We start from the raw sequence: 23,144 nt of genomic DNA, 5'->3' as shown, positions 1-23,144 counted from the left end.
AGGCTCCCATCTGACAATTGAATGAGGGGTTCCATGTCCTCGTTCTCTTTTATAGCGCAGATGCTACAACCTGCTTTCTGTTCAAGAAGTGAATGGGGCTTTCCCCGCGGTGTGCAGCCCTGTAGAGCTAAGTAGAACACTCCTCCATCAAAAGATAAGCAACCTGTGGTGACTGTGTTAAAGAAACACAGCTTTAGTAGCCCATCGCTATTCTGGGTACAGTATAGTTTGTCAAAATAAAGGTTCATGGAAATGTTTAATCTGATGCTCCTTTTAGTAAACTACTAGTCGGGCCTCAAGCCAGGTGGCCCGTAAGTCAAGGCAATACTAAGCGAGTTCAAGAAACTCGTCTATGAACCAACGTTTACGAAATGCTACGGGGGCACGAGGTTCGCAGACACCCACTGGCGCTGCGCCTGTGGCTCGCCAATGGACACCGGCAAAACGATTGGTCACGCCGCCGCGTCGCAGATGCTAAATCAATAGGCAACGCGTCACAGGCGCGCCAGGCGGCCGACCGTGACAGCCAGAAGCCCCAGCCGCTGGCGGGGCTGGGGCTTCTGGACAATAGTCTTTACCTGGTTGAGTTTAGCCAATTGCCTCGGCTCCAACTTTGCCATCTGGCCGAAGTCTTTACACCGCCGCGTCGAACACCTCGCTCCATTCCACGGCCAGCCCGGGCAGCACCGTGACGGGCATCGGGCCGGGCGCGGCGTACTCGCCGGCCACCTCGTAGCGGCCGTGCTCGTCCAGCACGTAGGCCAGCACGGTCTGCTCGCCGGGAAACACCACCCAGTACTCGCGCACCCCGTTTTCCTGGTAGAGGTCGAACTTCGTCTTCGTATCGTGTTTGAGGTTGCCAGGCGACACGATTTCAATAATCCAGTCCGGAGCGCCCACGCAGCCGCGCTCGTCCAGCTTAGCCGTGTCGCACACCACCAGTATGTCGGGCTGCACCACGGTCTGCACCTGCGCATCGCCCGCGCCAGTAACACGGGTGAGGCGCACGTCGAACGGCGCGTAATACAGCTCGCAGGAGCTGCGTCGCAAGTGGCTGTCAATCGCATAGCCCAGGCGCCGCGACACCTGCTGGTGCCGGCGCCCGGCTCCGGCCATGGGCCGCAGCACCTTGCCCTTTATGAGCTCCACAAACTCGTCAAACCGCCACGTCAGGTAATCGGCGTAGGTGTAGCTGCCGTTGGGGTCGAGCTGCGAGAGGGAGGTGATGGCGGCTTCCATGGCAAAAGGCGGTTGGGGTGGTGATGCGGGGCGCAACCAAAGATACAGCGGCCAGCCAAGGGGACCACCGGAAGGGATTTGGGCACCGCCGGGCTCGGGGCGGTGCCATCGGCGGCCGAGGTTTCCGGTGGGCGGAGCCATGCAGAAGCCCCAGCCGCTGGCGGGGCTGGGGCTGCTGGGGAAACGGTGGGGCATAGCCGGGTTTCGTAGGCGCTGCCGGGACTGCGGCCGTCGGCTGGGTGCCTGTTGCCGAGACGTTGGAGCCGTTTGGGAAACCGAGGAGTTGCTATTTTAGGGTTTACCAAGCGGACCTGCCTGTGCCAGCTGGTCCTGCTGTTTTTTTGGCAGGCTGGTACGCACTAATGTGTAAGAGCTGGTCACCAATTCCAGGAGCAAAGCATCGGGCAAGTCGTCATTGAAGCGAATGCTTAACCAATATTTCGGGCTCATATTAAAAGGGTTGCCCGCCGCTTGGTAACGCTCCTTTAGTTCGGCGATGCATTCGGGCGTGCTTTTCAAGGAGCATTTGTCGAACTTGTCAAGGTCGAAATAGCAGAATATTTTCCCGCCGACGTAGAAGGCCAGGATGTCGCGCGCATTGGGAAAAAAACCGGCAAAGGGTGTTTTTTCTTCGGCAAAAGGTAGCGCGAGGCAGTAGGCTCTGAATTGCTCAATGTTCATCGTAAGCGTAGGCGCTGGCCTGGTCTAACTACGTACGCCCCGCTGTGCGGGCAGCTTCCGGCAAGAAACAGACAGTTGCCGGCTATTTAGCGAAACGGTGATTTAAACGGTTGGTTGGCGTTCCTGCACCGCCCGCCGCCCCGCCACGGTGGCCCCGCCGGCGCGGGCACCTCTATACCGTCCCGTCAAGTTTCGGCGGGGTTCCCTTGGCGGTTTTGCCGGCGCGTTTGGGCAGGCCCCGCCGCTTGTTGGCCTCCTTGAAGGCCGCATAGAAGGCCGGCCACTGAAATTTCGGGTCCGTATCGGTGCGCTGGCCCTTCAGCAGCGTCTCCATCAGGCGCAGGGCGGCGCTGAGGCGGCGCAGCAGCTCGGGCAGCGCCAGCGTGGCCAGGCGCGGGGCGGCTTTGGCGTCGGTCTGGTCGTCGTCGGCTTGCTCGAAAGCATCGGCCGCATCGGCCGGCGCCTGAATCACGGCATCGGTCAGGCGGTAGTCCTTGCGCACCTGGGCGGGCAGGGCCTGCACGGCCTTCACCAGGTCGCGCACGTGGTTCACGTCCTCGGTGGCCTCGCCGTAGCGCACGTCGGCATACGAGAGCGTGAAGGCCTGCTTCAGCCCCAGCTGATTGGTGGCCAGGGCATAGCCCACGGCGCGGGCCGAGAGGGTGGCCGTGGCCTGGGCCATCTGCTCGCGGGCGGTTTCCTTGTCGGTGGTGCTGGCCGTAGTGGCCGTGTCCTGCGTGGCCTGCTGCGCCTCAATGGCCGTCACCAGCTCGGCGCGGGTGGTTTCGGCCGCGAGCAGGGGCGGGAAGTAGGCCAGCTCGTTGGGGTGGTCTTTCACGGCCAGGCCCACGCGCTGGCCGCTGTCGAGGATGGAGGTAGCTCGGGTATCCATAAAAAAAGGTAGTTGGGTTGGGAATGGTGAAGCGGAAAGCTACGGGTTCTCAACCACAGTATTGCTTTATAGGGTAGTTTATCAGAACCATGCTTTACCACCACCTTATACACGTGCACCAGAAAGCGTTTCTGAGGCAAAAAAAGCGTGTGTCAGCAGGCGCCAGGCGTGTGTCAGCAGGCCCTAAGCATGCGCAGGCAGCCCCGAGACGTGTGCAAGCAAGCTCGTGACGCATGCAAGCAGACCCGAGACGTGTGTAAGCAGGCGCGTGGCATGTGTAAGCAAGCCCGAGACGTGTGTAAGCAGGCGTGTGGCGTGTGTAAGTACGTCCGAGGCGTGTGTAAGGGGACCCGGGACGTGTGTAAGGAGGATGCAAATGGCAAGAAGCCCCAGCCGCTGGTGGGGCTGGGGCTTCTTGAGCTACTCTGTTGGATGAGTGGGGCCCTTTGTAGATGCGCGCAGGGAGAGCCTTTTTTCGGGGAGTAATTTGAACGTCTTTACCTTTCTGAAAATCCACTGTTTCCGTGAACAGTAGCAAAGAGTAGGTTTCTTTTGGTATGAGATAAGTGTTTCTCTCCTGGAAACTGCCACACCGCACACCGAGCGGGCTAGCACCAATATGGAATCATATCGAAATGAATTGCATGCCTTGCGCCAACGCACCGCCATTGGCATGCGACACGGGCTGGTGCTGTTACAGCAAACCAACGGCGATGTAGCGGCCGCCGAAGCCCTGTTTAAGCAGGAACTCACGCGGCTGGTTGCCCAGCAGGCGCAGGTATCCGAAGCGGTGGCTCGCCACGCGCTCGAACAGGCGGGCTACGATGTGCCGCGTACCTTACAACAACTGGAACAAGCGCATTACTCGCTTACTCAGCGCCTGCTGAGGCGGTACCGCATGCCCGATGATGTCGTGCGCCGAGTGGCCGACGCGGTGGAGCAGACGCATCAGGTGCCTCGCACCTATTGGCTCGACCTCGAAGCCGCCCAGTTGTTACCGCCGCCCTTGGCCTGCGTGCTGGTCGTGAGCGAGTGGCTGGCCTACGAAGACTGGGAAGGCTTGGACGCGGCCGTGTACTTCCACCTCGAAACCGTGCTGGTGTACTTCGACCAGTTGTTGGCTCTCCCAGAGGCCAGCCAGGCCCTGCGTCGGGTCGCCACGCTCGAACAGGAGCAGGCCGAACCCCGTCGTCGCCAGTTGGCCCGCACGGGTAGCTACAGTCCTGCGCCAAAATTTGAGGCAGCCAGTGCGGCGTTTGAGGTGCTGCGCCCGCGCATCGTGCAGGGCCTGTACGAGTTGATTGAACACCATATCGCGCTCTTTCCTTGAGCAGAGTACCGAAAAAAAGAACACTTTATGGCTCCTTTGGTCACGCTGCTAGCAGGGCCTTAAAACCGAGCGGCCATCGAGCTCCTGTAATGAGTTCGCGCATACCCCTGCCAAAACGGCCGCCCCGCCGCCCCGGCCCCAACTTTGCCATCTGCCTGGCAATGTTTGAATTCCTGAAATCCATCTCCGCCAAGAACCCCAACGGCCGGCGCGGCCCCGAGCAGCCCGCCGTGAGCGTGCGCGAGCGGGTATCGGCCCTGCGCCACCTGCCCGCCTTCCTGAAACTCATCTGGGCCACCAGCCCCCGGCTGGCCCTGGCCAACATCGCCCTGCGCCTCGTGCGCGCCGGCCTGCCGCTGGCCCAGCTCTACGTGGCCCGCCTGCTGCTCGACGCCATCGTGCACCTCACCCGGCTGCCCGCCCCCGAGCGCCAGCTCACGCCCGTGCTCACCCTCGTGGCCCTCGAGTTCGGCCTTGTGCTGCTCACCGATGCCCTGGGCCGCGCCGTGGCCCTGCTCGACTCGCTGCTCGGCGACCTGTTCGCCAACCAGTCGTCCATCCGCCTCATGGAGCACGCCGCCCGCCTCGACCTCGACCAGTTCGAAGACAGCACCTTCTACGACAAGCTGGAGCGCGCCCGCCGCCAAACCCTATCCCGCACCGTGCTCATGAGCCAGGTGCTCAGCCAGGGCCAGGACATGGTGACGCTCGTGCTGCTGGCCGGCGGCCTCGTGGCCTTCCAGCCCTGGCTGCTGGGGCTGCTGCTGCTGGCCGTGGTGCCCGCATTCCTCGGCGAGTCGCACTTCAACGAGCGCAGCTACTCCCTCTCGCACTCCTGGACCCCCGAGCGCCGCGAGCTCGACTACCTCCGCCAAACCGGCGCCTCCGACGAAACCGCCAAAGAAGTCAAGATTTTCGGCCTCTCCGATTTCCTCATCACCCGCTTCCGCGAGCTGTCCGACGACTTCTACCGCCAAAACAAAAGCCTCGTGTTGCGCCGCGCCGGCTGGGGCACGCTCTTCGCCGCCATCGGCGCGGCCGGCTACTACGGCGCCTACGTCTACATCATTGCCCGTACCGTAGCCGGCAGCATCTCGCTGGGCCAGCTCACCTTCCTGGCCGGCTCCTTCGCCCGCCTGCGCGGCCTGCTCGAAGGCATCCTCAGCCGCTTCAGCTCCGTGGCCGACGGGGCCTTGTATCTGCAGGATTTCTTCGACTTCTTTGCGCTGCGGCCGCGCATTGTGCGCCAAGAGCTTACCGGCGAAAAACCGCTGCCCTTCCCCCGGCCCATTCAGCAGGGTTTCGAGTTTGAAAACGTCGGGTTCCAGTACAAGAATGGTACAAAATGGGCCATTCGCAACCTGAGGTTTAAGCTGCAAGCCGGCGAAAAGCTGGCCCTGGTGGGCGAAAACGGCGCCGGCAAAACCACCCTCGTCAAGCTCCTGGCCCGCCTCTACGACCCCACCGAAGGCCGAATCCTGCTCGACGGCCACGATTTGCGTGAGTATGACCCCGCCGAGCTGCGCCAGGAAATCGGCGTCATCTTCCAGGATTTTGTGCGCTTCCAGCTCCCCGCCGGCCAGAACCTCGCCGTGGGCCGCATCGACGAGCGCCACAACCAGCCCCGCATCGAAACCGCCGCCCAGCAAAGCCTCGCCGACACCGTCATCGCCAAGCTCCCCGGCGGCTACGACCAAATGATTGGCCGCCGCTTCAACGGCGGCGTTGACCTGAGCGGCGGCGAGTGGCAGAAAATCGCCCTCGGCCGCGCCTACATGCGCGACGCCCAGCTCCTCATCCTCGACGAGCCCACCGCCGCCCTCGACGCCCGCGCCGAGTTCGAAGTCTTCGAGCGCTTCAAGGAGCTCACTCAGGGCAAAACCGCCGTCCTCATCAGCCACCGCTTCAGCACCGTCCGCATGGCCGACCGGATTTTAGTGATTGAGAACGGCCAGTTCGTGGAGATTGGCTCGCACGAGGAACTGCTGGCGAAGGGCGGGCGCTACGCGGAGCTATTTGCGCTGCAGGCGGCCGGTTACCGGTAGTAGCCGGCTTGGTAACTTGCGGCGGTCATGCTAAATAGTCAGTATGATTGCCGTAGGTTTTGCCAAGCCGGGTTCGGCAATGCAAATGGTAGCGACCCGTTACAATTAATCTTTTAGGCAGCAATCGTGGCAAAAAGTGCTTTAATCATTGCAATTGGTTTGTTACTGACCGGTTGCAATCAGTCAACCAATCAGCCAGTTGAAAAAAACAGCAGACTGGAATTGATTCCTGAACCGGATAGAGCAGAAAGGCTTAAGTATGAAGCCATCCAAGCACTGAGAAAATCAGGCTGCGTTTTGACAAACCCCGATACTTCTATCTGCGATATAAAAATCAGGGATGCAGCAAGTGCAGCGAAAATGATAGGGAATAAGAATAAACCGGATAGCCTTGGTCAGTACCGTTTCTACTCAACGCATGAAAGAGAAACGCTGACCCTGACCCAGCACCCGGGCGATGGTGCTAATCAGATTTCGCTTTTCAGTGTTGAATATTCTGACAAAGCCAGCTACAATTACCACCAGCTGCCCATTGATACATTTAAATCTGAAAAGGGAATCAGGCTGGGAATGACCAAGCAACAACTCATCCAGCGACTCGGAAACTGCTATGCAGGCCTTGACAGCACGAAAGGCTACATTGAGCTCTACTACAGAATAGAATCGCCTAAGGATAGTAGAACGAAATTGCTTGGCAGGAACAGCATGCCAATCTATTACGCTTCGTATAAGCTATGGAATGACAAACTTGGAAAGTTTGAATTCGGCTTTGAATATCCGTAATTGAATGACTCCGAAAGGGTACTTGCCATGAAAACAACCAGCCGCGAGGACAAGCCAACACAGCCCACCAGCGCATCGAATTCACCGCAATTCTATCATGGTACCAAGGCTAACCTGAAGCCCGATGACTTCATCCAACCCGGCTTCAACTCAAACTACGGCCAGCAGAAACAGGCCTCCTACGTCTACCTGACCGCTACCCTGGATGCCGCTACCTGGGGCGCCGAGCTGGCCCTCGGTGAGGGCCCCGGCCGAATCTACCTGGTAGAGCCAACCGGCCCAATGGAAGACGACCCTAATTTGACGGATAAGAAGTTTCCCGGCAATCCCACGAAGTCCTATCGCACGCAGCACCCGCTTCGGGTTGCGGGGGAGGTTACGGACTGGCAGGGGCATTCCCCCGAGCAGCTCCGCGCCATGAAGGAGCATCTGGAGCGACTGAAGCAGCTGGGTATCGAGGCAATTGAGGATTAAATATGCAGTGCGTTGCTAAATGAGCAATAATTAAAGTTTGCCAATTAATGAATACTGCTAATAAAATAGTTGCATCAATTCCGCTAGAAAATATCTGGACAGACGAAAGCGAACTACCAGCAAAGCGAATAGCTTATTTGACAAGTGAAGACATTGTGCAACTACTTAAAAAATCAATCGTGCACTTTATCGTTGCTGATGTAGGGCACAAGCTACAGTGGATTGATAAAAGTCAGTGTTTTAACTTTTGGAAGCAGGAAGCCAAACCCCACATTGCCGATGATGTTGCCAAAATTGACCTTGCAACCTATGTCGATAACTATGCTTACGTAGCCAGCCAGTGGGCAACGCAAGGTGAAGCGCCAATTATTACCTTAGAAAAGTTTCACTAGCGCAGAATTGCCGAATAATTTTGCTAATTATCCGCCGCAAAACCCCCGTCATTGGCACCACGCCCGCTTCCTCATAAATCTGTACCAAGGTCATCGTCAGGTTCGAGGCTGGAATAACGACGGCATCTCCCGCTTCAGGGTCGTGTGGGCCCACCAGAGCAAAATATTCTGCGGCTGTATTTCGGGCAGTTCCGGCTATGCCAAGCATAGCAAGGGAGGCGGCAAATTGCCCTCGGTCAAGCCTGTCTGCGCGCTGCCCCGCTCGGCCTCCTTAATGATTCCAATGCGGGCTACAGACTTCTGCGGTGAGCGCAGCGCATAGTTGGACGAGAATAGTAAAGATGCCGAATTGTTCGCAGGGCAGGCCGCTAGCCGATGCTAGGGCTGAGTTTTGAGTAAATCGTTGAAAAAATCACAATTTTATTAACGCCCGGTCAAACGCTAAGTGCCTTAGGTTTCGTACATTGGTAGTGCCCAAACTCGATTCAACTTCCACCATACATATGAAACCTACGATTACGCTACTGTTGCTCACCCTGCTGTCCCTGACCGCTTGCATGACCACCCGCGAGGCCCGTGTAGATTCCGATTACAGCTACCGTGGCAATTTTCGCCACTATCGGACCTACGACTTCGTGACCGGTACTGGGCTGACTTCCGACAGCAGCCGTCTGGGCCAGTCGGTGCGCGAGGCCATTCAGCAGCGTTTCATGGCCCAGGGCTACCGCCTGGCTAAGAAGCGTCCCGATATGCTGGTAAACTTCCGCGTGTATCAGGGCGATATGAACTTCCACGGCTTCCAGCAGGAAGACCTCAGCCAGTGGATTAAGCGCAACATCGAAGAAAATGACGAGACGCCCAAAGAGGAGCGCCAGGGATACGAGCCGGTGCGCCTGCTGCTGGCTGAAGGCACGCTGCTGGTCACGCTCATCGACGTGAAATCGAACCGGGCCGTGTGGAACGGCTACGCCTCGGGGGTGACCGTGCCCGAAGGACCCATGGGCGAAATCGTCCTCAAGCGCTCGGTGCGCTCCATTCTGGACCGCTACCGCATCTTCACCGAGGAATTTGCCAACGGTACCCTCCCCCAAAGTAACCCCGCCGATTCCGAGCGCTAGGCCGCTTTCGGCTTAATGTGGGCATCGTCTGTCAGCCTGAGCTAGCGCCCGCACAGCAAAAGACCTTATCACCAGTGAACGGTTGGCAGTATTCCAGCCGGCACAGTCGTGATAGGGTCTTTTGCTGTGCGGGCGTAAGATGAGGTAATAGATAACGTCCTAGTTCCTCATTAAGCCCCAGCTTCCCGTCGCACCTGAATCAGCTCAGCTGCAATGCTGATGGCAATTTCCTCCGGCGTCTGGCTATTGATAGGGAGGCCAATGGGCCCGCGCAGCTGGTTTATTTCCCTTTCTGAAAACCCCGCTTCGGCCAAGCCTCGGCGTAGCTCAGCCACTTTCGCTACGCTGCCCATCACGCCGAGGTAGCGGTAGCCATGCCGGGCACGGCCTAGCAAGTGGCGCAGCACCACGGCATCGGTGCGGTAGCCCACGGTCATCACTACCACGTACTGCTGCTCGTCGCTGGAAATTTCGGCCGCCACATTTTCGTAGTCGATAACGCGCCGGTGGTGGGCCGCGTCATTGGCGTCCAGCGTAGGCAAGTCGGTTCGGTCGTCGAGCACCGTCAATTCAAAATCCAGCGCCGCCGCCACTCTGGATAAGGCCAGGCTGACGTGCCCACCGCCCACGATGGTTAGCCGGTCTCGAAAGCCCAGCTGCTCGCGGTAGCGCCATTCGGGACCAGGCTGATAAGCATAAAACGCGGTTTCCGGATTTGCTGTAGCTCCGGTTTCTAGCGTGGTAAGTCGAAGGCCATTCGCCGCACTCAGTTCCAGGTACCCGCCAGAACCTGTTTGTAGGGCGTCTTCAATTGCCGCTACTGTCAGCAAATCTGCGTCCATAAGCGGCCAGAGCAGCACTTCCTGCTCTCCTGAGCACATCATGCCGGAGCGGTCCGTTGGTGCCTCCCGCCGATGAATCTGGGGGCGTAGCAGGGGAGACGCCTCCCTTGCGCCCAAGCGTTGCCGGGCCAGTTCTACCCACTTGTGTTCCATAATACCGCCGCCAATGGAACCGGCTGCCATCGCCTCTGTCACGGCCATCTTGAAGCCTTGGCGGCCGGGACTGCTGCCTTCGCTCCGCAGCACGCACAGCAGCGCCACGGGGGTGCCGGCTCGCAAGCTGGCCGCCGCGAGGGTCCAAACGGGTAAGTCGCGAGGGGCGGAGGGCATTTACGCTGCGCTTAATTTCTGATTCCTTATTGATTCTTCGCGCCCTGCTCAATCCAACAGCCGATGAGGTCCCGCTCCTCCTGCGTAATCTGGGTTTTATTGTTCTGAGGCATTGTTTTGGTGACGACGACGCGCTGCATGATTTTATCCTTCAAGCGGATAATGTCCTCGGGCGAGTCGTACACTACACCGTTGGGTGGTGACTTGAAAACGTCGTCCGTAGGGTGCGCCGAGTGGCACTGGATGCAGCGTTTCTGCACAATCATGTTCACCTGGCTCATGCTCACCTGCTGGCTGCAGGCCGATGCACCGCCCGCCGTGCCGCCCGATTGGGCAGGGGGAGCGGTTACAAAGACCACGCCCAGTAGCAGAGCTACTGCGGCAGGCAGTACCCATATGGCCGTGTCGGTCTGGTGCTTCTCGCGCAGGTTCAGCCAGTGCTTCACGCCGGCCGTACCCAGCGTAATGGCCGCCAGAATGGCCCACGGATAAGCGTGCCCAAACGTGCTGGGAAAGTGGTTGCTGACCATCACAAACAGCACAGGTAGCGTGAAGTAGTTGTTGTGCAGCGAGCGGGCCAGGGCGTTTTTGCCCAGCTGCGGGTCGAGCGGCGTGCCTTCGGTGGCGGCCTTCACCATGGCTTTTTGAGCCGGAATGATGGTGAAGAAGACGTTGCCCACCATCAGCGTGCCCAGCATGGCCCCGAAGTGGATGTAGGCCGCCCGGGCACTGAATACCTCCGCGTAGAAAAAAGCAAACCCCGTGGCAATGATAAAGCCCACGACTTTGAACCAGGAGCTGCGTACGAATTCGGTGCGGCACAGCCCGTCGTAAATCAGCCAGGCGGCCACAAACGAGCCCACCCCGATTCCCACGCCCGCCAGCGGCGAAATATCCAGCACGCGTGGGTCAATCAGCATGGAGCTGGCGTTGAAATAATACACCACAAACAGCAGGCTGAACCCCGAAAGCCAGGTAAAATAGGCCTCGTACTTAAACCAGTGCAGGCTTTTGGGAATGACCGGCGGAGCCGATTTATATTTCTCCAGGTAGTAAAACCCACCACCGTGCACGGCCCAGAGGTTGCCGGCCAGTTCCTCGCGCACATTGTCGGTGCGGTTGAGGGCGTTTTCGAGGAATACGAAATAGAACGAGGCACCAATCCAGGCGATGCCGAAGGTGATGTGCATGAGGCGCACCACAATGTTGAGCCACTCCATGATGTGCCCCGACCACGGCGAGTCCCGCGCCAGCACGTAGGCAATGCCCACGCCCGCGATGACAGCCAGCAAAATCAGCGCGTAGGAATAGCCTTGCAACGTGGAGCCGCCGCTACCCACCGGACCACCATCGGGCCGGGTTTTGGCCACGCGCTGAAGAACGAAGATGACGCTCAGCAGCAGCAGAAATGCAAGTATCAGCGAAAGCAGGGTAACGTATTGCAACATATAGAAGCTGATAGGGCAGGGGAATTGAAAAGAGAATTGAGCTTCATGCCGAGCGTAGAAGACCACCACGCTCGCTCCGTCCGGCTCCCTTCTCCTGGGGAGAGGGGCCGGGGGTGAGGTTCCGATATCAGGCCGGGTTACATGACGTTCTTCACTTAGCCAATTCCCTCCCTGCCAATTTAATTGGGCCAGGAAAAAGTCCCCAATTTAGCGCGAAACTTTGCATCCATGCCAAACCTAGCCCTGCGCAGCCAGCGCGTTGTCACGCCCGAAGGTGAGCGCCCCGCCACCATCCTCATCGAAAACGGCTACATCAGCGCCGTGCTGGCTTATGATGCCGACGTGGCCGGCGCGACGTTGCTCGACGTGGGCACCCGCGCCATCCTGCCCGGCGTCATCGACCCGCACGTCCACATCAACGAGCCAGGCCGCACCGACTGGGAGGGCTTCAATACGGCCACTCGGGCCGCGCTGGCCGGTGGCCTCACAAGCCTGGTCGACATGCCGCTAAATTCGGCTCCGGTCACCACGTCGGTGGCAAATCTGGAGTTGAAACGCGCCGCCACCACGGGCCAGCTGCACACCAACGTGGGATTCTGGGGCGGCGTGGTGCCCGGCAATGCGGCCGAGATTGAGCCGTTGATTGCGGCCGGCGTGCTGGGCTTTAAAGCCTTCCTGACACACTCCGGGATTGATGACTTTCCCAATGCGACGGAGGCTGATTTGCGGCAGGTAATGCCCATCCTGGCGCGGCACCGGTTGCCGTTGCTGGTGCATTGTGAGCTGTCGGAAGACGATGATGCGTGGAAGCAGAACGACCACCGCTCGTACCCGAATTACCTGGCCTCGCGGCCTAAAAAGCGGGAAGATGACGCCGTGGCGCTGATGATTCGCTTGTGCGAGGAGTTCAACTGCCCGGTCCACATCGTGCATTTGTCGTCGGCTAATTCCATTGTACCCATCGCCGCCGCTAAGGCGAAAGGGCTGCCGTTGACTGTAGAAACTGGCCAGCATTACCTCTATTTCAATGCCGAGGATATTGCCGATGGCCAGACGCAGTTCAAGTGTGCGCCGCCCATCCGCGAGCGGGCCAACAACGACCAGCTCTGGGCCGCGTTGCAGGCTGGCATCATCGACTTCGTGGCCACCGACCACTCGCCGGCACCGCCCGATTTAAAGCAGCTGGATAGTGGCGATTTTACCACGGCTTGGGGCGGCATTGCCTCGCTGCAATTTGCCCTGCCGGTGCTCTGGACGGCTGCCCGCCGGCGCGGTGCCAGCCTGCCCGATATGGCCAGATGGCTCAGCGAAAACCCCGCGAAACTGGCCGGCCAAAGCTCGAAAAAAGGCAAAATCGCGCCCGGCTTTGATGCGGATTTAATTGTCTTCGACCCCGAAAAAACCTTCGTGGTGCGTGAAGAAATGATTCAGCACAAACACAAAGTATCCCCTTACCTTTACCAGGAATTGGCGGGAGTAATTGAATTAACTTTTCTCAAAGGCGAGGAAGTTTTTCAGCGCCCGAATTTCACCCAATTGAATCACGGTGAACTACTAACCCGGTAGCTGCATGCAACAACACTACACCACCCGCGCGGAGCGAATAATGCAGCGCATCCAGCAGTTAGCCGCTATCAGCGAAGATGTGGAGGGCGTGACGCGCACCTTCGGTACGCCGGCTTTCCTGAGTGGTCGGGCCCTGGTGCGCAGCTGGCTCGAAGCGGCCGGGCTGGCCACGCGGGTCGACGGCATCGGCAACTTGCGCGCCCGCCTGCTGAGCGCCAATCCCGCCGCCAAAACATTCGTGCTGGCCTCGCACATCGATACGGTGGTGAATGCCGGCAAATTCGACGGGCCGCTGGGCGTGCTCATGGCGCTCGATTTGCTGGAGCAGCTCATTGCCAAGCAGGTTGTGCTGCCCTTTCACATCGAGCTGATTGCTTTCAGCGACGAGGAAGGCGTGCGCTTCCATACCACGTATCTGGGCAGCAAAGTAGTGGCCGGCTCCTTCGACCACGCTTGGCTGACGCGGCCCGACGCCGGCGGCGTTACGCTGGCCCACGCCCTGGAAATCATGGAAGCTGACGCCGCCCAGATTGCCGCCGACGCCATTCCGGCCGATGACTGGCTGGGGTATTTTGAGATGCACATTGAGCAGGGCCCGGTGCTCTGGGAACGGGAAATTCCGGTGGCGCTGGTCACGGCCATTGCCGGCCAGATGCGGGTGGAATTGACGTTTCGGGGCATGGCCGGCCACGCCGGGACTGTGCCCATGGCCATGCGCCAGGATGCCCTCTGCGCCGCTGCGGAGTTCGTGCTCATCGCTGAGCAATTTGCCCTCACGCACGGCCAAGGCCTGGTGGCCACTGTGGGCAAGCTCAGCCTGAGCCACGCCGCCAGCAACGTCATTCCCGGTGAGGTAACGTGCAGCCTCGACCTGCGCAGCCCCGATGCGGCCCAACTCGCAGCCGCCTACGATGCCCTGCAAACTTACACCGAAGCAATTGCCGGCCAGCGCAATGTGGCCCTGGATTGGACCCTGATTCAGCAAACTGCGCCCGTTGATTGCGCCGCGAGCCTGAATGACCTGTTGGCCGAAGCCATTGCCGATGCCGGCCATGAAGTGGTGGCCCTGGTGAGCGGTGCCGGCCACGACGCCGTGCCCATCTCGGCCGTGGCGCCCGCCACGATGATGTTCATCCGCTGCTACAAAGGCATCAGCCATAATCCCTTAGAAAATGTTGAACTGGCCGACATGGCCGCCGCACTCGAAGTAGCCGACCGGTTTTTACACCTCATCCGCTTACAAATTCCCACTCGCTAACATGGAAATGTCTGCCCTGACCCGCTCGGTCGTGAAGCGCAACCACGCCATTATCGCCCCCGACGGCTACATCAATAGCAACGTGCCCGGCTGGACCGGCTGCACCACCAACGTCATCATCAACGAGCAGATGGGCGCCCGCCTCTGCCAAACGCTCATCACCCTCACTGCGGCCGGCCAAGTGCAGGGCGAAACGGAGGCTTCACAGATTTTCTTCTACGTGGTGCAGGGCAGCTGCATGGCCACTGTAGGCAGCGAACCCCGCCCGTTGAAAGCGGGTGAATATGTGTATGTGCCCGTGGGCCAGCGCTACGAATTCAGCCAGCCCGAAGCCGGCACACAGCTGCTGACCTTTCATAAAATATACGAGCCGTTGGCGGGCCACGCCACGCCGGGTATTTTCTGGGGCAAGCGCGACTACAGCAAAGCGCCGGTTTACATGAACGACGAAGCCCTGCGTATCCAGGAATTGTTGCCGAACGAGCCGGGCTTCGACATGGCCATCAACATCTTCACCTACGGCCTGGGCGGCAACCTGCCAATGGTGGAAACCCACATTATGGAACACGGCCTGATGTACCTCGAAGGCCAGGCCATCTACATGCTCGACCAGTGCTGGTACCCGGTGAAAAAAGGCGATTCTATCTGGATGGCCCCGTATTGTCAGCAGTGGGCCACGGCGATGGGCCAGGAGCCGTCGGTGTACATCTACTACAAGAACGTGAACCGGTTTCCGACGGTAAAGTAGCGTGGACTCTGCGAGTCCGCGCGTAATAGAATGTCGTGCTCATCTGGCGTCCGCGCAGCCGAAGCAGCTTTCTGCACAAGTAATTTCTAATCCAATGAAATTTATTGAATGGTTGCTATCAGCGCTGGCATGGCTGCAAATTTTTATTTCTCCATTCATCATCGGAATAATTGGAGGCGGAATTGTCTGGCTAATATGGCGAGACTTATGTGGTGTCGCTCTTGCTTCTACAGTAGTATTATTCGGCTGCATTAATGGAATTGTCTTTGCCGAAAAAGCGCGTCGCAGCAAAGGCACTATCGAATTTATGTCGCGCACCATCGCTCACCCGGAATTGCGTGAAAAAGGAATAATCAATGACCCTCGCTGAATTAAATAACCTCCCCAAATCCGCTCTTACCGAAGCGCTGCAAAAGTGCTGCGGTTCCACGGCGTGGGTTAAAAATATGCTTGCCGCCTTCCCCGTATCCGATGCTGCAACGCTGATGGATGAAGCTGACACTGCGTGGAATAAATTAACTGAAGCCGACTGGCGCGAAGCCTTCACGCACCACCCCAAAATCGGCGGCGATGTGGAAGCGTTGCGCCAAAAATTCGCCAGCACCAGCGCTTGGGCCGAGGGCGAACAAGCCTCCGTGAAGCAAGCCTCGCAAGCCACTTTAGAGGCTCTGGCGGCGGGTAATGAGGATTACGAGCGTAAGTTTGGCTACATCTTCATTGTGTGCGCCACCGGCAAAACAGCCGAAGAAATGCTGGCCCTATTGCAAGCACGCCTGAGCAATGGCACCACCGATGAAATAGTAATTGCTGCCGGCGAGCAGAACAAAATCACCCGTTTACGCCTCGAAAAACTACTCGCCGCATGAGCCAGATTACCACTCATATTCTCGACACCACGAAGGGCAAGCCTGCTGCTGGAGTTGCCATTGCACTGCTGCAACAGGCTGGTGATAACTGGCAGGAAATAGCCCGCGGCGCAACAAATTCCGACGGCCGAATTGCTGATTTATTGCCGAAGGAAAAGCAGCTGGAATTAGGTGTGTATAAAATGAAATTTTACACCCAGGAATATTTCGCGCAGGACAATACGGCGAATTTTTATCCCTTCGTAGAAATCGTTTTTAACGTGGCCGAAAACGCGCATTACCACGTGCCGTTGCTGCTGAATCCGTTCGGCTATTCCACCTACCGCGGGTCATGATTACGTCATGCCTCGGCTGCGCTCGGCATGAGGGGCAACCCTGACAACCAATAACTGACAACCTAATTCCCACCATGAAACTCAGCTTACAGGATTCTGACAAAACCGCCCTGCTCGACGAGCTCGGCGTAGCCAATATCAAGTTCCAGCACACCTACCCCGGTGACCGGCCCGACCGCCAGCCTGTGCACACCGTGTACGGTGGGGCCAACCTCTTCAAGGCCGATACCTGCGTGAAAATGGGCGAAATCGCCCTGAATAACCTGCTCACCTATGCACCCAACTTCGTGGAGCTGGCCCGCGCGCTGCAGTTCAAAAACCACGAGCACCTGCCGCACCTCGAAGCCGACGTGGCTGCCCTCATCGCCAAGCTGGACGCCATGAGCCCGGAGGACCGCAAGCAGGAGCCCGCCTGGCTGGCTTATTCGGTGTACAACAAGATTGTGGCGAAGTTGAAGCGCGAAGCCGTGGAAGACTTCCGCGTCGATTTTGAAGACGGCTTCGGCAACCGGCCCGATGCGGAGGAGGACGAAACCGCCGTGCGCGCCGCTAAGGAAGTGGCTAAGGGCATGCAGCAAGGCACAGTCTCGCCGTTTATCGGCATCCGCATCAAGCCCTTCACCGAAGACCTCAAGCAGCGCGGCGTGCGCACGCTCGATATTTTCCTGACTGCGCTGCTGGCCGAAACCGGCGGCAAGCTGCCCGATAACTTCGTGGTGATGTTGCCCAAGGTGACCATCCCGGAGCAGATGACGACGATGGTGCGCCTGTTTGAGCTGCTGGAAAAGGCCAATGACTTGGCTCCCGGCACCCTCAAAATGGAGACGATGGTGGAAGCCACGCAAATCATCATGGACGAGGAGGGGCGCAACCCGCTCATGCGCATCATTCGGGCCAGCGAGGGGCGCTGCATCGCGGCCCACTTCGGTACCTACGACTACACGGCCAGCTGCGGCATCACGGCCAAGTATCAGACCATGGGCCACCCCGTGAACGACTTCGCCCACCACATGACCAAAGTGGCGCTCGGCGGCACCGGCATCTTCCTCTCGGATGGGGCCACCAACGTGATGCCCATTGGCCCGCACCGCGGCGACAACCTCACGTTTGCCCAGCTGCGCGAAAACCGCGAGTCGGTGCACAACGCCTGGCGCCAGGCCTACCACCACAGCACGCACTCGCTCATCAACGGCTTCTACCAAGGGTGGGATTTGAACCCCGCACAGCTGCCGATGCGCTACGCTGCCACCTACAATTTCTTCCTCAGCAGCTACGATGACGCGGTTTTTCGCCTGAAGACCTTCGTGGAGCGCGCTGCTATATCCACCCTCACCGGCGACATTTTTGACGATGCGGCCACTGGCCAGGGCCTGCTCAACTTCTTCCTCAAAGCCCTGAACTGCGGCGCGATTTCGGAAGAGGAAATCCTCGCCACCGGCCTCACGCTGGAAGAGGTGCAGACCCGCTCGTTCTATCGCATTTTGGAAGGGCGGCGCGCGAAAGCGGCAAAATAGCCTTCCAGAACCTCAAAGAGGGGAGCCTGACTGTTGTTTAAGGAAAAGGCCCGTTGCAACCTGCAACGGGCCCTTTATTTGATAGAACTTTATGACCCTTTCGAAATCGGCTCCCCTCCCTTTTGGAGAGGGGCTGGGGATGAGGTTCCGGCGGCCACACTTGTAAACGTTTGCGTAGATAAGCGTTGGTTTCGGGCCATTATGGCGGGAAGTTTACAGGCGTTTTATCCCACCCGTCAGCCTTTATGATGAACCAGAAAATTCTGCTGCTGGCCCTTGGCTGCCTCATTGCCCCGTTGGCCCAGGCTCAGAAAAGTCTTTACCACAAAGGCTGGATTGACTTCAATAAAAACGGCCGGCGCGATGTGTACGAGGACGTGACCCAGCCGCTGGAAAAACGCGTGGATGACCTGCTGGCCCAAATGACGCTGGAAGAAAAGACCTGCCAGATGGCCACTCTCTACGGCTTTGGACGGGTGCTGAAGGACGAAATGCCCACCCCCGGCTGGAAGAACGAAATCTGGAAGGACGGCCTGGCCAACATCGACGAAGAACTAAACGGCTTGCGCAATACCCCGAAAGCCGTCAGCAAGTACAGCTACCCGTTCAGCCAGCACGCGGTGGGCATCAACAACGTGCAACACTGGTTTGTAGAGGAAACCCGGCTGGGTATTCCGGTCGACTTTACCAACGAAGGAATTCATGGGCTGTGCCACGACCGGGCCACGCCCTTGCCCGCACCCATCGGCATTGGCAGCACCTGGAACAAGGCGCTGGTGCGCCAAGCCGGCGAAACCGTAGGCCGCGAGGCCAAAGCTCTGGGCTACACCAACGTATACGTACCCATTCTGGACCCTGCCCGCGACCCGCGCTGGGGCCGTGTGGTGGAATGCTATGGCGAAGACCCGTTCCTCATCGCGGAGTTGGGCAAGCAGATGACGCTGGGGGTACAGAGCCGCGGCGTGGCCTCCACACTCAAGCACTTTGCCGTGTACAGCGTGCCCAAGGGCGGGCGCGATGGCAACACCCGCACCGACCCGCACGTGGCCCCCCGCGAACTGCACCAGATGTACCTCTACCCGTTCCGCCGCGTGATTCAGGAGGCGCATCCGTTGGGCGTGATGAGCAGCTACAACGACTGGGACGGGGTGCCCATCACCGGCAGCCACTACTTCCTCACCGAGCTGCTGCGCCAGCAATATGGCTTCGATGGCTACGTGGTATCGGATAGCCGGGCGGTAGAATTCATTGCCGAAAAGCACCACGTAGCGGCTGATTTTATGGACGGTACGCGTCAGGCGGTGGAGGCGGGGCTGAATGTGTGGACCAACTTCTACTCGCCCGCCACCTACATCACCAATGTGCGCGAGCTGGTGAAAACCGGTCGCTTGGCCCAGGCCACTGTCGACCAGCGCGTGCGGGAGGTGCTGAGCGTGAAGTTCCGCCTCGGCCTCTTCGACCAGCCCTACGTGGCCAACCCCAAACAGGCCGACAAAATAGTCCACACCGCCGCCGATGACGCCTTCGCCCTACAGGTAAACAGGGAGTCGTTGGTGCTGCTGAAAAATGCCGATAAGCTGCTGCCGCTCAATAAAAACGCTCTGAAAAATATTCTGGTGACCGGGCCGATGGCCAATTCCGAGAACTACGCCCTCAGCCGGTATGGGCCGTCGAACCTGCCCGTCACCACGGTATTGCGTGGCGTGCAAGCCTACTTGGGACCGAATACGCAGGTAAACTATGCGCTTGGTTGCGACGTGACATCACCCGGCTGGCCCGATACCGAGCTGGTTCCCACGCCCCTGAGCCCGACCGAAGCGCAGGGCATCGCCGAGGCCGTTGCGAAAGCCAAAGAGGCCGACGTGGTAGTAGCCGTGCTGGGCGAGGACGACAAAAGCGTGGGCGAAAGCCTCTCGCGCACTTCCCTGGATTTGCCGGGTCGCCAGCAGCAATTACTGGAAGCGCTCTACGCTACGGGCAAGCCGGTGGTGCTGGTGCTCATCAACGGCCAGCCGCTGACCCTTAACTGGGCGGCCCGCAACGTGCCTGCCGTGCTGGAAGCGTGGTTTCCGAGTCCGCTGGGCGGCCGGGCTATTGCCGAAACGCTGTTTGGCGACTACAATCCCGGCGGCAAGCTCACCATGACTTTCCCGAAAAGCGTGGGTCAGATTGAGTTCAACTTCCCCTTCAAACCCTCGTCTCAGGCCGACCAGCCCATTGCCGGCGACCCAAACGGCGGCGGCAAAACCGCTACCAACGGCCCCCTATATCCCTTTGGCTTTGGGTTGAGCTACACCACCTTCGCTTATTCCAACCTGCAGATAATCCCCCGCGAAGCTGCACCCAAAGCACCCATTGAAATTGCGGTGGACGTGGCCAACACCGGCCCGGTAAAGGGCGATGAAGTAGTGCAGCTGTACCTGCGCGACAAGCTCAGCACCGTCATCACCTACGACAGCCAGCTGCGCGGCTTCGAGCGCGTGAGCCTGGCGCCCGGCGAGAAGAAAACCATCCATTTCACCCTGCGCCCCGACGATTTGGCCCTGCTTGACCGCACCATGAACTGGGTAGTCGAGCCCGGCGAGTTTGAAGTACTGGTCGGCAGCTCTTCAACGGATATCCGGGTGAAGCAGACGTTTGTCAGCAAGCCGGAGTAAAAGGCGAAGCCGCTGTGGACCGTCATGCTTCGACTTAGTTCAGTCGTGATAAGTGCTGGCACCGGTCTTATCAAGGGTGCGGGTGAGGGTTATACTTTGACCTGTTCAGTATTAGGGGCTGGATGACTTTAAGCATGCAAGCATTGGACTAAAAAGAAATAATTTCAATAAGAATGCAGGCCTCCTGTCATTCTTGTCAGAGCTTATTTTTAGCCGATAAGCATCCTGTCATAAAGCACCTGCTGTTCATTGTCGGTTGCTACTGTTGCGGCCTGCTGCTGTCTAGGAAGCTGTTTCCAAAGCATCTGTTAGAGCACCTACGCCGAGTTTCAGGAGTAGCAAAAAGGCATCCTGACCATCGGCAAACTCGCTGATTTGGCCGTGCTCTCGTAGGATATTTTTACGGTGCCGCTACCCGCCTTACCAGATACCGTCAGCGAGCTGACGATGGTGGGCGACAAGGTGGTGTATGAGGCAACGCCCAGGCCCAAAACGCATCAAGGACATAGACTTATGTCAGACAAATTCATACTTGTATCTGGCGTAATGAAAAGAAGCCAGCTCAAACGAACCGGCTTCTTTTGTCAAGCAATATGGTGTATTCTAAATACTTATATTTGGGCCGCACCGCCGTCTATGAACAGTTCGGTGCCCGTAACGAAGCTGCTGTCGTCGGAGGCCAGAAAAACAAGCGCTTTGGCAACTTCATCGGGGGAGCCCAGGCGTCCCAGCGGCACAGTAGTGGCCAGATAGGCCTTGATTTGTTCGGCCTGAGCTTCATCGGCACCCAGGCCGCTGAGGCCAGGAGTGTCGATAGGGCCGGGGCTGATGGCGTTGACGCGGATTTTGCGGTCTTTCAGGTCGGCCGTCCAGGTGCGGGCGAAGGAGCGAACGGCGGCCTTGGAGGCGCTGTATACGCTGAAATTGGCGCCGCCCTGCGAGCCGGCTGTGGACGACATCAGGATAATGGAGGCGCCGTCGCGCAGCAGGGGCAAGGCCTTTTGCACCGTGAAAAGCGTGGCCTTCACGTTCAGGTCAAAGGTGTTGTCGAAATGGGCTTCGGTAATGCTGCCCAAGGTGCCAAACTCGCCGCCGCCAGCATTGGTAAATAGTACGTCGAGCTGGCCCTTCTGCTCTTTGATGGTGGCGAAAAGGTGGTCAAGGTCGGCTTGGCTAGTCACGTCGCTACGGATGCCGTAGGCGTTGGCGCCGAGCTGCTGCACGGCGGCATCCAGTTCGGCCTGACGGCGGCCAGTGATGAAAACGTAGGCGCCTTCGGCCACGAAGCGCTGGGCTGCGCCCAAGCCAATGCCTGCGGTACCGCCGGTGATGAGGGCTACTTTGCCAGCTAATTTCAAATTGTTGCTCATGACAATGAGGGAGAAAAGAGAAATAAATGGGTGAAACAACAGACCGATTTTAGCCCGTTGTGGCAGCGAAGCGGACGCCTTTTGTCGTGCTTCATCTACCGTTACAAAGGTCCCATGTGTCTCCCCTTAGCTCCATTGACATTTATCAAAAAAGCACGGGCCGCTTCGATTTGCTGCAGCTCGCCCGCCGTAAAAGCGGCCTTGCTCAGCAGATACTTCTCAATTAAGTCAAATATCTGCGCAGAGGCTAAACGGCTATTCTGCCTAAGGAAAGTGTTTTTGAGGGTGCTGACGCAAACCAGCCATTTTAGCCTTGCTCGACCGCAACGTGAACTGGGTAGTTGAGCCCGGCGAATTCGAAGTGCTGGTCGTCGGCAGTTCCTCGATGGACATTCGGGCGAGGCAGATGTTTGTGAGCAAGGCGGAGTAGCGTAAAAGCCATTCAAACTCATCTCAGGTAGAAAGGAGACCAGACCACTTTCAACAAGAAGAGCCCCTTGCATTCAGCAGGGGGCTCTTCTTATTTGTTCCAGCTTATTCGTTCCTGCTTCGCTGGCTGGGGTACCGGCTAGGGCCAGGAAACGCCGCCTCCGCGCTACAGCCAGGCAGCGCTCAGGGCATACGACACGGCCATCACCCCCGAGAAAACGGCGCTGACCATGAAGCGCCGGCCGGTAGTTACGCGGTTCTGAATGTAGTAATTGGCCGCCAGCGAAACCGGGGCGTTCAGTAGGAAGGAGCGGCCCGCCACGGGCAGCAGCGCCAGCGACAACGTTCCGACACCGCCCCCGAAAATGCCCAAAAACACGTAGTGCCGGGCAATCCAGAATGGGTTGAAGTAGAGCAGGGTGAGGGCCGCGCGGCTGGTTTTGCGCAACTGGCCGCTGCTGGGGCGCACCGGCACCCGCGCATCGAGCCAACGGAAGAAGGCCGGCACCTCCGTGGAGTAGAGCAGGCCGCCCACCAAGGCCATGCCCAGCAGCCGCAGCCAGCTAAACTGATGCAGCAACAGCGCGGCGGCAGTGTCGCCAGCCGCATAAATTAGGAAACCTTGCACGTGGGTGCCAAAGGGAATAGAGCGGGTAAGTTGCACGGAACGGATAGGGTCGTAAAAATCGGGGTGCAAAAGTAGGAAAACCCTTTCCGGCGTCATAGGTGCGGCGAAAGAAAACGGCGGTCGGCATTGGAAGCCCGCGTCGGCCCAACGCCTGCCCCAAAGCCCTGCGCTGCGGCAGAAACGAGAGGAGGCTGAAGCT

At 58.7% G+C, this 23,144-nt stretch carries 21 protein-coding genes; 14 read left to right on the top strand and 7 right to left on the bottom strand.

Annotated features, from left to right (window positions below; translation table 11 throughout):
- Nucleotides 1-633 precede the first annotated feature (633 nt).
- The 3 genes from J4E00_RS11060 to J4E00_RS11050 all read right to left on the bottom strand — a co-directional run bounded on the left by J4E00_RS11060 (nt 634) and on the right by J4E00_RS11050 (nt 2,812).
- Nucleotides 634-1,434: a Uma2 family endonuclease gene (locus tag J4E00_RS11060; protein ID WP_236049707.1), complete on the bottom strand. Its 801-nt coding sequence runs from the start codon at nt 1,432-1,434 to the stop codon at nt 634-636.
- Between the two features lie 96 nt (nt 1,435-1,530).
- Nucleotides 1,531-1,920, bottom strand: coding sequence for an MmcQ/YjbR family DNA-binding protein (locus tag J4E00_RS11055; protein WP_208175212.1), 390 nt, complete (start codon nt 1,918-1,920; stop codon nt 1,531-1,533).
- Between the two features lie 172 nt (nt 1,921-2,092).
- A complete protein-coding gene (locus tag J4E00_RS11050; RefSeq protein ID WP_208175211.1) occupies nt 2,093-2,812 on the bottom strand; it encodes a hypothetical protein in 720 nt (239 codons plus the stop codon).
- 619 nt (nt 2,813-3,431) lie between these two features.
- Between J4E00_RS11050 and J4E00_RS11045 the strand changes: the two genes are divergently transcribed.
- From J4E00_RS11045 to J4E00_RS11020, 6 genes are all read left to right on the top strand, one after another.
- Nucleotides 3,432-4,142 (top strand): hypothetical protein, encoded by a 711-nt coding sequence (locus tag J4E00_RS11045; RefSeq protein WP_208175210.1) that lies wholly within the window; start codon nt 3,432-3,434, stop codon nt 4,140-4,142.
- Nucleotides 4,143-4,303: 161 nt separating this feature from the next.
- Complete coding sequence (locus J4E00_RS11040; RefSeq protein ID WP_208175473.1) at nt 4,304-6,187, top strand: ABC transporter ATP-binding protein; 1,884 nt, start codon at nt 4,304-4,306, stop codon at nt 6,185-6,187.
- 126 nt (nt 6,188-6,313) lie between these two features.
- A complete protein-coding gene (locus J4E00_RS11035; protein WP_208175209.1) occupies nt 6,314-6,970 on the top strand; it encodes a hypothetical protein in 657 nt (218 codons plus the stop codon).
- A 27-nt stretch (nt 6,971-6,997) separates the two neighbouring features.
- On the top strand, nt 6,998-7,444 hold the full coding sequence (gene arr, locus J4E00_RS11030) for an NAD(+)--rifampin ADP-ribosyltransferase (protein ID WP_208175208.1): 447 nt from the start codon (nt 6,998-7,000) through the stop codon (nt 7,442-7,444).
- A 47-nt stretch (nt 7,445-7,491) separates the two neighbouring features.
- Nucleotides 7,492-7,836 carry a hypothetical protein gene (locus tag J4E00_RS11025; protein WP_208175207.1) on the top strand — a complete coding sequence of 115 codons (345 nt, stop codon included), beginning with the start codon at nt 7,492-7,494 and terminating at the stop codon, nt 7,834-7,836.
- Between the two features lie 503 nt (nt 7,837-8,339).
- Complete coding sequence (locus tag J4E00_RS11020) at nt 8,340-8,954, top strand: DUF4136 domain-containing protein (RefSeq protein ID WP_208175206.1); 615 nt, start codon at nt 8,340-8,342, stop codon at nt 8,952-8,954.
- A gap of 170 nt (nt 8,955-9,124) precedes the next feature.
- On the opposite strand, the gene J4E00_RS11015 is transcribed toward J4E00_RS11020, so the two are convergent.
- Both J4E00_RS11015 and J4E00_RS11010 read right to left on the bottom strand, forming a co-directional pair.
- Nucleotides 9,125-10,126 (bottom strand): XdhC family protein, encoded by a 1,002-nt coding sequence (locus J4E00_RS11015; protein ID WP_208175205.1) that lies wholly within the window; start codon nt 10,124-10,126, stop codon nt 9,125-9,127.
- A gap of 26 nt (nt 10,127-10,152) precedes the next feature.
- Entirely contained in the window at nt 10,153-11,574 is a 1,422-nt protein-coding gene (locus J4E00_RS11010) for a urate hydroxylase PuuD (protein WP_208175204.1), read from the bottom strand.
- A 228-nt stretch (nt 11,575-11,802) separates the two neighbouring features.
- On the opposite strand from J4E00_RS11010, the gene allB reads away from it, so the two are divergent.
- The 8 genes from allB to J4E00_RS10970 all read left to right on the top strand — a co-directional run bounded on the left by allB (nt 11,803) and on the right by J4E00_RS10970 (nt 20,518).
- Nucleotides 11,803-13,140: an allantoinase AllB gene (gene allB, locus J4E00_RS11005; protein WP_208175203.1), complete on the top strand. Its 1,338-nt coding sequence runs from the start codon at nt 11,803-11,805 to the stop codon at nt 13,138-13,140.
- Between the two features lie 4 nt (nt 13,141-13,144).
- Complete coding sequence (locus J4E00_RS11000) at nt 13,145-14,398, top strand: M20 family metallo-hydrolase (protein WP_208175202.1); 1,254 nt, start codon at nt 13,145-13,147, stop codon at nt 14,396-14,398.
- Nucleotide 14,399: 1 nt separating this feature from the next.
- Nucleotides 14,400-15,146 carry a (S)-ureidoglycine aminohydrolase gene (allE, locus tag J4E00_RS10995; protein ID WP_208175201.1) on the top strand — a complete coding sequence of 249 codons (747 nt, stop codon included), beginning with the start codon at nt 14,400-14,402 and terminating at the stop codon, nt 15,144-15,146.
- A 94-nt stretch (nt 15,147-15,240) separates the two neighbouring features.
- Complete coding sequence (locus tag J4E00_RS10990) at nt 15,241-15,516, top strand: hypothetical protein (RefSeq protein ID WP_208175200.1); 276 nt, start codon at nt 15,241-15,243, stop codon at nt 15,514-15,516.
- Nucleotides 15,503-16,012, top strand: coding sequence for a 2-oxo-4-hydroxy-4-carboxy-5-ureidoimidazoline decarboxylase (gene uraD / locus J4E00_RS10985; protein ID WP_208175199.1), 510 nt, complete (start codon nt 15,503-15,505; stop codon nt 16,010-16,012). Before J4E00_RS10990 ends, uraD begins: the two co-directional genes overlap by 14 nt.
- Nucleotides 16,009-16,347 (top strand): hydroxyisourate hydrolase, encoded by a 339-nt coding sequence (uraH, locus tag J4E00_RS10980; RefSeq protein ID WP_208175198.1) that lies wholly within the window; start codon nt 16,009-16,011, stop codon nt 16,345-16,347. Before uraD ends, uraH begins: the two co-directional genes overlap by 4 nt.
- 74 nt (nt 16,348-16,421) lie before the next feature.
- The gene (locus J4E00_RS10975; RefSeq protein WP_208175197.1) at nt 16,422-17,861 is read left to right on the top strand and encodes a DUF6986 family protein; all 1,440 of its coding nucleotides are present in this window, start codon (nt 16,422-16,424) and stop codon (nt 17,859-17,861) included.
- Between the two features lie 245 nt (nt 17,862-18,106).
- Nucleotides 18,107-20,518, top strand: a complete 2,412-nt coding sequence (locus J4E00_RS10970) for a glycoside hydrolase family 3 N-terminal domain-containing protein (RefSeq protein ID WP_208175196.1) — start codon at nt 18,107-18,109, stop codon at nt 20,516-20,518.
- A 611-nt stretch (nt 20,519-21,129) separates the two neighbouring features.
- On the opposite strand, the gene J4E00_RS10965 is transcribed toward J4E00_RS10970, so the two are convergent.
- Together J4E00_RS10965 and J4E00_RS10960 are read right to left on the bottom strand one after the other, a co-directional pair.
- Nucleotides 21,130-21,888, bottom strand: a complete 759-nt coding sequence (locus tag J4E00_RS10965; RefSeq protein ID WP_208175195.1) for a glucose 1-dehydrogenase — start codon at nt 21,886-21,888, stop codon at nt 21,130-21,132.
- 595 nt (nt 21,889-22,483) lie between these two features.
- The gene (locus tag J4E00_RS10960; RefSeq protein WP_208175194.1) at nt 22,484-23,041 is read right to left on the bottom strand and encodes a hypothetical protein; all 558 of its coding nucleotides are present in this window, start codon (nt 23,039-23,041) and stop codon (nt 22,484-22,486) included.
- Nucleotides 23,042-23,144: the final 103 nt, after the last annotated feature.

The organism is Hymenobacter negativus, assembly GCF_017571495.1.
GTDB classification, from domain to species: Bacteria; Bacteroidota; Bacteroidia; order Cytophagales; family Hymenobacteraceae; genus Hymenobacter; species Hymenobacter negativus.
This window is presented reverse-complemented; position numbering and strand designations above follow the sequence as displayed.

Bases quoted from the DNA above. Each gene is read 5' to 3' on its own strand.
- J4E00_RS11060 (WP_236049707.1), bottom strand. From the start codon at position 1,434: ATGCCCCACCGTTTCCCCAGCAGCCCCAGCCCCGCCAGCGGCTGGGGC.
- J4E00_RS11055 (WP_208175212.1), bottom strand. From the start codon at position 1,920: ATGAACATTGAGCAATTCAGAGCCTACTGCCTCGCGCTACCTTTTGCC.
- J4E00_RS11050 (WP_208175211.1), bottom strand. From the start codon at position 2,812: ATGGATACCCGAGCTACCTCCATCCTCGACAGCGGCCAGCGCGTGGGC.
- J4E00_RS11045 (WP_208175210.1), top strand. From the start codon at position 3,432: ATGGAATCATATCGAAATGAATTGCATGCCTTGCGCCAACGCACCGCC.
- J4E00_RS11040 (WP_208175473.1), top strand. From the start codon at position 4,304: ATGTTTGAATTCCTGAAATCCATCTCCGCCAAGAACCCCAACGGCCGG.
- arr (WP_208175208.1), top strand. From the start codon at position 6,998: ATGAAAACAACCAGCCGCGAGGACAAGCCAACACAGCCCACCAGCGCA.
- J4E00_RS11025 (WP_208175207.1), top strand. From the start codon at position 7,492: ATGAATACTGCTAATAAAATAGTTGCATCAATTCCGCTAGAAAATATC.
- J4E00_RS11020 (WP_208175206.1), top strand. From the start codon at position 8,340: ATGAAACCTACGATTACGCTACTGTTGCTCACCCTGCTGTCCCTGACC.
- J4E00_RS11015 (WP_208175205.1), bottom strand. From the start codon at position 10,126: ATGCCCTCCGCCCCTCGCGACTTACCCGTTTGGACCCTCGCGGCGGCC.
- J4E00_RS11010 (WP_208175204.1), bottom strand. From the start codon at position 11,574: ATGTTGCAATACGTTACCCTGCTTTCGCTGATACTTGCATTTCTGCTG.
- allB (WP_208175203.1), top strand. From the start codon at position 11,803: ATGCCAAACCTAGCCCTGCGCAGCCAGCGCGTTGTCACGCCCGAAGGT.
- J4E00_RS11000 (WP_208175202.1), top strand. From the start codon at position 13,145: ATGCAACAACACTACACCACCCGCGCGGAGCGAATAATGCAGCGCATC.
- allE (WP_208175201.1), top strand. From the start codon at position 14,400: ATGGAAATGTCTGCCCTGACCCGCTCGGTCGTGAAGCGCAACCACGCC.
- J4E00_RS10990 (WP_208175200.1), top strand. From the start codon at position 15,241: ATGAAATTTATTGAATGGTTGCTATCAGCGCTGGCATGGCTGCAAATT.
- uraD (WP_208175199.1), top strand. From the start codon at position 15,503: ATGACCCTCGCTGAATTAAATAACCTCCCCAAATCCGCTCTTACCGAA.
- uraH (WP_208175198.1), top strand. From the start codon at position 16,009: ATGAGCCAGATTACCACTCATATTCTCGACACCACGAAGGGCAAGCCT.
- J4E00_RS10975 (WP_208175197.1), top strand. From the start codon at position 16,422: ATGAAACTCAGCTTACAGGATTCTGACAAAACCGCCCTGCTCGACGAG.
- J4E00_RS10970 (WP_208175196.1), top strand. From the start codon at position 18,107: ATGATGAACCAGAAAATTCTGCTGCTGGCCCTTGGCTGCCTCATTGCC.
- J4E00_RS10965 (WP_208175195.1), bottom strand. From the start codon at position 21,888: ATGAGCAACAATTTGAAATTAGCTGGCAAAGTAGCCCTCATCACCGGC.
- J4E00_RS10960 (WP_208175194.1), bottom strand. From the start codon at position 23,041: ATGACGCCGGAAAGGGTTTTCCTACTTTTGCACCCCGATTTTTACGAC.